The sequence below is a fragment of the Nonomuraea sp. NPDC049725 genome, from assembly GCF_040674795.1.
Classification (GTDB): Bacteria; Actinomycetota; Actinomycetes; order Streptosporangiales; family Streptosporangiaceae; genus Nonomuraea; species Nonomuraea ceibae.
Window position 1 is genome coordinate 66639 of the sequence record NZ_JBFANJ010000029.1, and the last position, 6533, is coordinate 73171.

Genomic DNA, 6533 nt, shown 5'->3' on the forward strand with positions numbered 1-6533 from the left:
AAGCGATGAGCACTGTGGACATCGACGAGCTGCGCAAGCTCTTCCTGTTCGAGCGGCTGACCGACGAGCAGCTCGGCAAGCTGGCCGACAGCGGCAGGATGCGGGAGTTCGAGGAGGGCGCGGAGATCGTCCGCCAGGGCGAGCCTGCGGAGTGCTTCGCGGTGCTGGTGGAGGGCGAGGTGCAGATGATCTCGGAGACCGTCAGCGCCGGGACCGTCGCCATGCCGCGCACCGGGCAGCCGGGCGTCTACGGCGGCGCGACCTCCGCCTACCTGGGCGACCGGGCGCCGCAGACCTACCAGCACACGCTGCGCGCGACGGCGCCGTCGCGGGTGTTCATCCTGCCGGCGCGCAAGTTCGCCTACATCGTGGCCGAGTGGTTCCCGATGGCGATGCACCTGCTGGACGGGCTGCAGTCGGGCGGCCGGTTGCAGCGGGAGATCATCGACCGGCGGCAGCGGCTGACGGCGCTGGGCACGATCACGGCGGGCCTCACCCACGAGCTGAACAACCCGGCCGCCGCGGCGGTGCGGGCGGTGAGCGAGCTGCGCTCGCTGATCAGGTCGTCGCGGGTGGAGCTGGCCAGGCTGGCCGAGAACGGCATCCCGCCGGAGCGGCTGCGGGCGCTGGTGGAGATGCAGGAGGCATGCATGGAGGCGGTGGGCAAGCTGCCGGCGCGCACGCCGCTGGAGATCTCCGACGCCGAGGACGAGCTCGGCGAGGCGCTGGACGAGCTGGGCGTGGGGGACGCCTGGGAGCTGGCTCCGGCGCTGGTCAACGCCGGGTTCGGCGGGGAGCACCTGGAGAAGGTGCGGCTGAAGGTCGGCGAGGAGCACGCCCCGGCCGCGCTGCGCTGGCTGGCGGAGGCGGTGGAGATCTCGCAGATGCTGGGCGAGGTGACGGAGGCGACCGAGCGGATCACCTCGCTGATCGGCTCGGCCAAGCAGTACTCGCAGATGGACCGCGCCCCGTTCCAGGTGCTGGACGTGCACGAGCTGCTGGACAGCACGGTCGCGATCTTCCGCGGCAAGATCCCGCCGGGCATCACGGTGACGACCGACTACGACCGGACGCTGCCGCCGATCCCCTGCTACGGCGGCGAGCTGAACCAGGTGTGGACGAACCTGATCCACAACGCGCTCGACGCCATGGGCGAGGAGGGCACGCTGACGATCCGGACCGCGCACGACGAGGACGAGGCGATCGTGGAGATCGGCGACACCGGCCCCGGCGTGCCGGAGGCGATCCGGGACCGGATCTTCGAGCCGTTCTTCACCACGAAGTCGGTCGGCCAGGGCACCGGGCTGGGGCTGGACATCTCCTACCGGATCGTGGCGGGCCGGCACGGCGGCGATCTGAAGGTGCGGTCGGCGCCAGGCGAGACGTGGTTCGAGGTACGGCTGCCGCTGCGCGAGCCTACAGGGGGTCCGTCACCATCCGCATGAGCCGGGGCACCACCTGGTCGGCGCCGACGCGGAAGCCGTCGTGCTCGAACTCGTTGGTGACCCAGGCGCGCACGTTGCCGACCCGGGCGGCGGTCTCCAGCGAGAGGCCGGCGTCGACGTACATGTCGTCGTGGTAGACCACGGCGGCGACGGGCACCTCGTTGGCGGCCAGCCGGGCCGGGTCGTAGAGCGGCGGCCAGTCGTCGACGGCGGCGAGGATCTCGGCGGCGCCCTTGAAGGGACGCAGCGCGCGGATGTCGTCGAACATCCACGGGTAGATCATCTCGCCGGTGAACATCTCGAACGTGTCGAAGTCGGCGGGGCGCAGCCGCTCCGCCGACCAGCGGGTGGCGGCGCCCTGGGCGTAGATGGACTCGTGCAGGACGGCGTAGAGGGGGCTGCCGACGAAGCCGGTCTCCATCATGACCGCGTAGAGGAACTCGTCGGACAGGCGGTCGCCGTGCCACGCCTCGGCGAGCTGCCAGTGCAGGCGTTCGGAGCCGTCGCCCATGCCGAGCTTCTTGCCGAGGGTGCGGAAGCGCTCGACGGTGAGCCGGTCGCCGTCGGGGAGCAGGACCTCGTTGCCGGCCAGGTGCTCGGCGATGCGCCTGGCGCGCTCGTCGTCGCCGGGGTAGCGGCGGTGGTGGCGGGCGACCTTGGCGCGGACGCGCTCGTACGTGCGCGTGTAGACGTCGTCGGCGGTGGCGTCGAGGCCGGGCAGGCCGCCGGTGATGTGGCAGGCGCGCAGCGCCTCGGGGGCCTGCGACAGGTAGGTGAGGGTGACGAAGCCGCCGTAGCTCTGCCCCCAGGTCTCCCACTGCTCGATGCCGAGGGCCTTCCTGATGTGCTCGCAGTCGGCCACGATGGCGTCGGCGCGGTAGTGGCGCAGCCGGGCCGCCAGCTCCTCGTCGGTGCCGGTGGCGGTGGCGGGGCTGCTCAGGCCGGTGCCGCGCTGGTCGAGCAGGAGCACCCGGTGCGTCTTGAGCACGTGCCGCCAGTGCGCCTGGCCGGTCAGCCGGGGGGACTTGCCGCCGGGGCCGCCCTGGAGGAACAGCGCCCACGGCAGGTCGCCGGTGTGGGCGGGGTCGCGGATCTCGCGGGCGAACACCTGGATCGTGGCGCCGGCGGGGTCGGCGTGGTCGAGCGGCACGGTGAACACATGGTCGGCGGCCGTCAGGCCGGGCATCGTGACTTTCACGCCCAGCACCTTACGGGCTGACCAACCGGCCGTCCTCCCGGTAGATCCAGTAGCGGCGCAGCATCTTGAGCACCACGGAGACCTGGAGCGCGGTGATGCCGGGCAGGTGGGCGAGGTCGCGGGTGAGGAAGTCGCCGAGGTCGTCCTCGTGGCGGAAGACGCCCTGGTGGATGACGGAGGTGGTGCCGGCGACGATGGAGACGTAGCGGGCGGAGGGGTGGCGGGCGAGCTCGTCGGCGACCGGCTGGATGGCGCCGGGCGAGACGGTCAGCGCGATGACGACCTCCAGCGAGTAGCCGAGCAGCGCGGGCTCGATCTCGACGCGGGGGCGGACGACGCCGCGCCGCAGCAGTGACTGGATCATGCGGTAGGCGGTGGACTGGCTGAGGCCGAGGGCGCGGGCGGCCTGCGCGGCGGTGATGCGGCCGTCGTTGCGCAGCAGGCGCAGCACGCCGTGCTCGTCGGCGCCGCGGGCGGGCTCCTCGGCCTGTTCGGCGGGCTCCGACAGGGCGCGGACCTGGGCGTCGTCGAGGCGGTGCAGCCGCCAGGAGTCGGCCTTGGTGAGCGCGCGCAGCACCAGCTCGGAGTGGGTGGCGACGATACCGGGGACCGAGGGGATGCGGGCGGTGAGCAGTTCGCGGGCCTGCGCCCGGTCGACGGGGTGGACGGCGCAGTAGACGTCGGACTTGCCGGACGTCTCGGCGACGAGCTGGGCCTCGGGCAGGTCGGCCAGGGCGCGCGCGACGCGGCTGGAGGCGCCGGGCTCGGTGGTGACCCAGACGTGGCGCGGGTTGCCCTCGGCGCGGGCGGCCCAGTCGACCTGGCCGATCACCCGCAGGATGCGCTGCTCCTCCATCCGGGCGAGCCGCCGCCCGGCGGTGCTGGCGGACATGCCGAGTACGTCGGCGAGGGCGGCGGCCGAGGCGCGGGGGGCGATCTGCAGCGCCGCGACCAGGTCGAGATCGGCGTCGTCGAGCATGTCAAGACTGTATCTTCCAGCCAGGCGTGTTTGGACGACTGATTCAGCCAGCCAGAACATTTTACTTGCCAAAATCGGTCATCCCCCCTGTAATGGGTGACCATTAACGGGAAAGGAGCCTGACCGATGAACGGCCTGCTGCGCGTCCTGGGAGGGATCGAGCGCCTCGGCAACAAACTGCCGCACCCGTTCTGGCTGTTCGTCATCCTGGCGGGAGTCCTGGCACTGGTGAGCTGGGGCCTGGCCGCGGCCGGCGTGTCCGCGGTGAACCCGGCCAGCGGCAAGCAGGTGGTGGCCAAGAACCTGCTGTCCGCCGACGGCGTCACGACGATGATCGACGGGGCCATCGACAACTACACGTCGTTCGCGCCGCTCGGCACGATCCTCGTGGTGATGCTCGGCGTGGCCGTCGCGGAGCGGTCCGGGCTGCTGGCCGCGGTGCTGCGCTCGGGCGTGGCCAAGGTGTCGCCCCGGTGGGTGACGTTCGCGCTGGCCTTCACCGGCATGGTGTCGCACGTCGCCTCCGACGCCGCCTACGTGGTGCTGATCCCGCTCGGCGCGCTCGCCTTCCGCGCGGTCGGCCGCAGCCCGATCCTCGGCATCGTGGTGGCGTTCGTGTCCATCTCCGCCGGTTACGACGCCAGTCCCCTGGTGACGCCGGTCGACGCCATCCTGTCCGGGCTGACCACCGCCGCCGCGCAGACGATCGACCCGGCCTACGTGGTCACGCCGCTGGCCAACTACTACTTCTCGATCGCCTCCTCCGTGGTGCTCGCCGCCGTGATCACCGTGGTGACCGAGCGGGTGCTGGCGCGCCGGGTCGAGTCGCTGCCCGTGGACGAGGACGCCGAGGAGGACGACCTCGGCTCGCTGACCCTGCGTCCCGAGGAGCGCCGCGGCCTGCGGGCCGCGCTGATCGCGCTGGTCGTGTTCGTCGTCGCGCTGGTGCTGGCCGTGCTGCCCGCCGGATCGCCGCTGCGCGGCGAGGGCGGCAGCCTCGTCCAGTCGCCGCTGCTCGGCTCCATCGCGATCTTCCTCGCGCTGGCGTTCCTGGCCGTCGGCTGGGCGTACGGCAAGGCCGCCGGGAGCATCACCAGCAGCCGCGACATCCCCGACTTCATGGCGCACGGGCTGCGCGAGATGGCGCCGATCCTGGTGCTGTTCTTCGCGATCTCGCAGTTCCTGGCCTTCTTCAAGTGGACCGGCATCGGCGAGATCATCGCGATCAACGGCGCCGACCTGCTGAAGTCGGCCGGGGTGTCGGGGCCGGTGGTGTTCCTGGGCATCCTGATCGTGGTGACCGTGATCAACCTGGTGGTGACGAGCGGGTCGGCGCAGTGGGCGCTGGTCGGGCCGGTGTTCGTGCCGATGCTGATGCTGCTCGACATCCCGCCGGAGTACACCCAGGCGCTCTACCGCATCGCCGACTCGTGCACGAACGCCATCACCCCGATGAGCCCGTACTTCGTGATGGCGCTCGGCTTCCTGCAGCGCTACCGCCGCTCGGCCGGGATCGGCACACTGGCTTCGATGACCATCCCGCTCGCGTTCACCCTGCTCGTCGTCTGGACGCTGCTGTTCCTGGTGTTCTGGTGGCTCGGCATCCCGCTCGGCCCCGGCGCGCCCGTCGCCTAGGAAGGATCTCCCTTGTCCATCACCGACTGGAGCCGGCAGGCCCTGCCGGCCATGCTCGACGACATCAAGAACCTGGTCGAGCTGGAGACGCCCAGCTACGACAAGGCGGCGCTGGCCGCCGGGCTGCGGGCGGTGCGCGCGCTGGCCGTCGAGCGGCTGGGCACGCCGGACGACGAGGTCGTGCACGACGGCGGCGCGCACGGCGACGTGCTGGAGCTGACCTACCGGGGCACCGCGCCCGGTGAGGTGCTGATGATGAGCCACTACGACACGGTGTGGCCTGCCGGGACTCTGGCCGGGTGGCCGTTCGGCGTGGTCGACGGCAAGGCGACCGGGCCCGGCGTGTTCGACATGAAGACCGGGCTGGTGCAGTCGATCTGGGCGCTGCGCGGGCTGCGCGAGCTCGGGCTGCCGCATCCGGGCGTCAGGTTCCTGTTCAACGGTGACGAGGAGATCGGCAGCCCGGCCTCGCGGCAGCACATCGAGGCCGCCAGCGCCGACGTCCTGGCCAGCCTGGTGTTCGAGGCGTCGCTGCGCGGCGCGGTGAAGACGGCGCGCAAGGGCGTGGGCCTGTTCGACGTGACGGTGACGGGCGTCGAGGCGCACGCCGGGCTCGACCCGACGGCGGGCGCGAGCGCCGTGCACGCCCTCGCCGAGCTGGTCACGGTCATCGCCGCCGGGGGCAGGCCGGAGCTGGGCACCACCGTGAACGTCGGCCTGATCAGCGGCGGCACCGGCCGCAACGTGGCCGCCGGGCTCGCCACCTGCGGCGTCGACGTGCGGGTCAGCGACTTCGCCGAGATGGAGCGGATCGACGCGCTGTTCGCGGGCCTGGGGCCGAGTGACCCTCGGGTGAGCGTGTCCGTGGCCGGCTCCTGGAACCGGCCGCCGATGACGCCGAACCCGCCGTCGCGGCGGCTGTTCAAGGAGGCGCAGGCCACGGCCGCCGCCCAGGGCTGGACCCTGGAGGAGGCGTCGGTCGGCGGGGCCAGCGACGGCAACTTCGTCTCCGGGCTGGGCCGGCCGGTGCTCGACGGCATGGGCGCGGTCGGCGACGGCGCGCACGCCCGGCACGAGTACGTGCTGGTCGAGCACATCCCGGAGCGCACCGCCCTGACGATCGGGCTGATCTCCGCGCTCGCCTAGATGATTGATTCCAAGGGGTAGAGATCAGCAGTTTCGCTGCGGACATGAAGCGAGGGCGTTCAAGATCCGTTTGTGACGACAGAACTGAACACCCTCGCGACAGCACTGTACGTGAAGATCGACGATCAGC

The 6533-nt window shown here is 71.7% G+C and carries 5 protein-coding genes; 3 read left to right on the forward strand and 2 right to left on the reverse strand.

Features of this window, described 5'->3' with window-relative positions; genetic code table 11:
• The first annotated feature begins 5 nt into the window (after positions 1-5).
• On the forward strand, positions 6-1445 hold the full coding sequence (locus AB0J53_RS43350; RefSeq protein WP_364183698.1) for an ATP-binding protein: 1440 nt from the start codon (positions 6-8) through the stop codon (positions 1443-1445).
• On the opposite strand, the gene AB0J53_RS43355 is transcribed toward AB0J53_RS43350, so the two are convergent.
• Positions 1417-2643, reverse strand: coding sequence for an alpha/beta fold hydrolase (locus AB0J53_RS43355; RefSeq protein ID WP_364183701.1), 1227 nt, complete (start codon positions 2641-2643; stop codon positions 1417-1419). The genes AB0J53_RS43350 and AB0J53_RS43355 overlap by 29 nt on opposite strands.
• Positions 2644-2653: 10 nt before the next feature.
• On the reverse strand, positions 2654-3622 hold the full coding sequence (locus AB0J53_RS43360) for an Lrp/AsnC family transcriptional regulator (RefSeq protein ID WP_364183704.1): 969 nt from the start codon (positions 3620-3622) through the stop codon (positions 2654-2656).
• A 126-nt stretch (positions 3623-3748) separates the two neighbouring features.
• Here AB0J53_RS43360 and AB0J53_RS43365 point away from each other — a divergent pair, with 126 nt between their 5' ends.
• Both AB0J53_RS43365 and AB0J53_RS43370 read left to right on the forward strand, forming a co-directional pair.
• Positions 3749-5257 carry an AbgT family transporter gene (locus AB0J53_RS43365; protein ID WP_219510147.1) on the forward strand — a complete coding sequence of 503 codons (1509 nt, stop codon included), beginning with the start codon at positions 3749-3751 and terminating at the stop codon, positions 5255-5257.
• A 12-nt stretch (positions 5258-5269) separates the two neighbouring features.
• Positions 5270-6403 (forward strand): M20 family metallopeptidase, encoded by a 1134-nt coding sequence (locus AB0J53_RS43370; RefSeq protein WP_364183707.1) that lies wholly within the window; start codon positions 5270-5272, stop codon positions 6401-6403.
• Positions 6404-6533 lie beyond the last annotated feature (130 nt).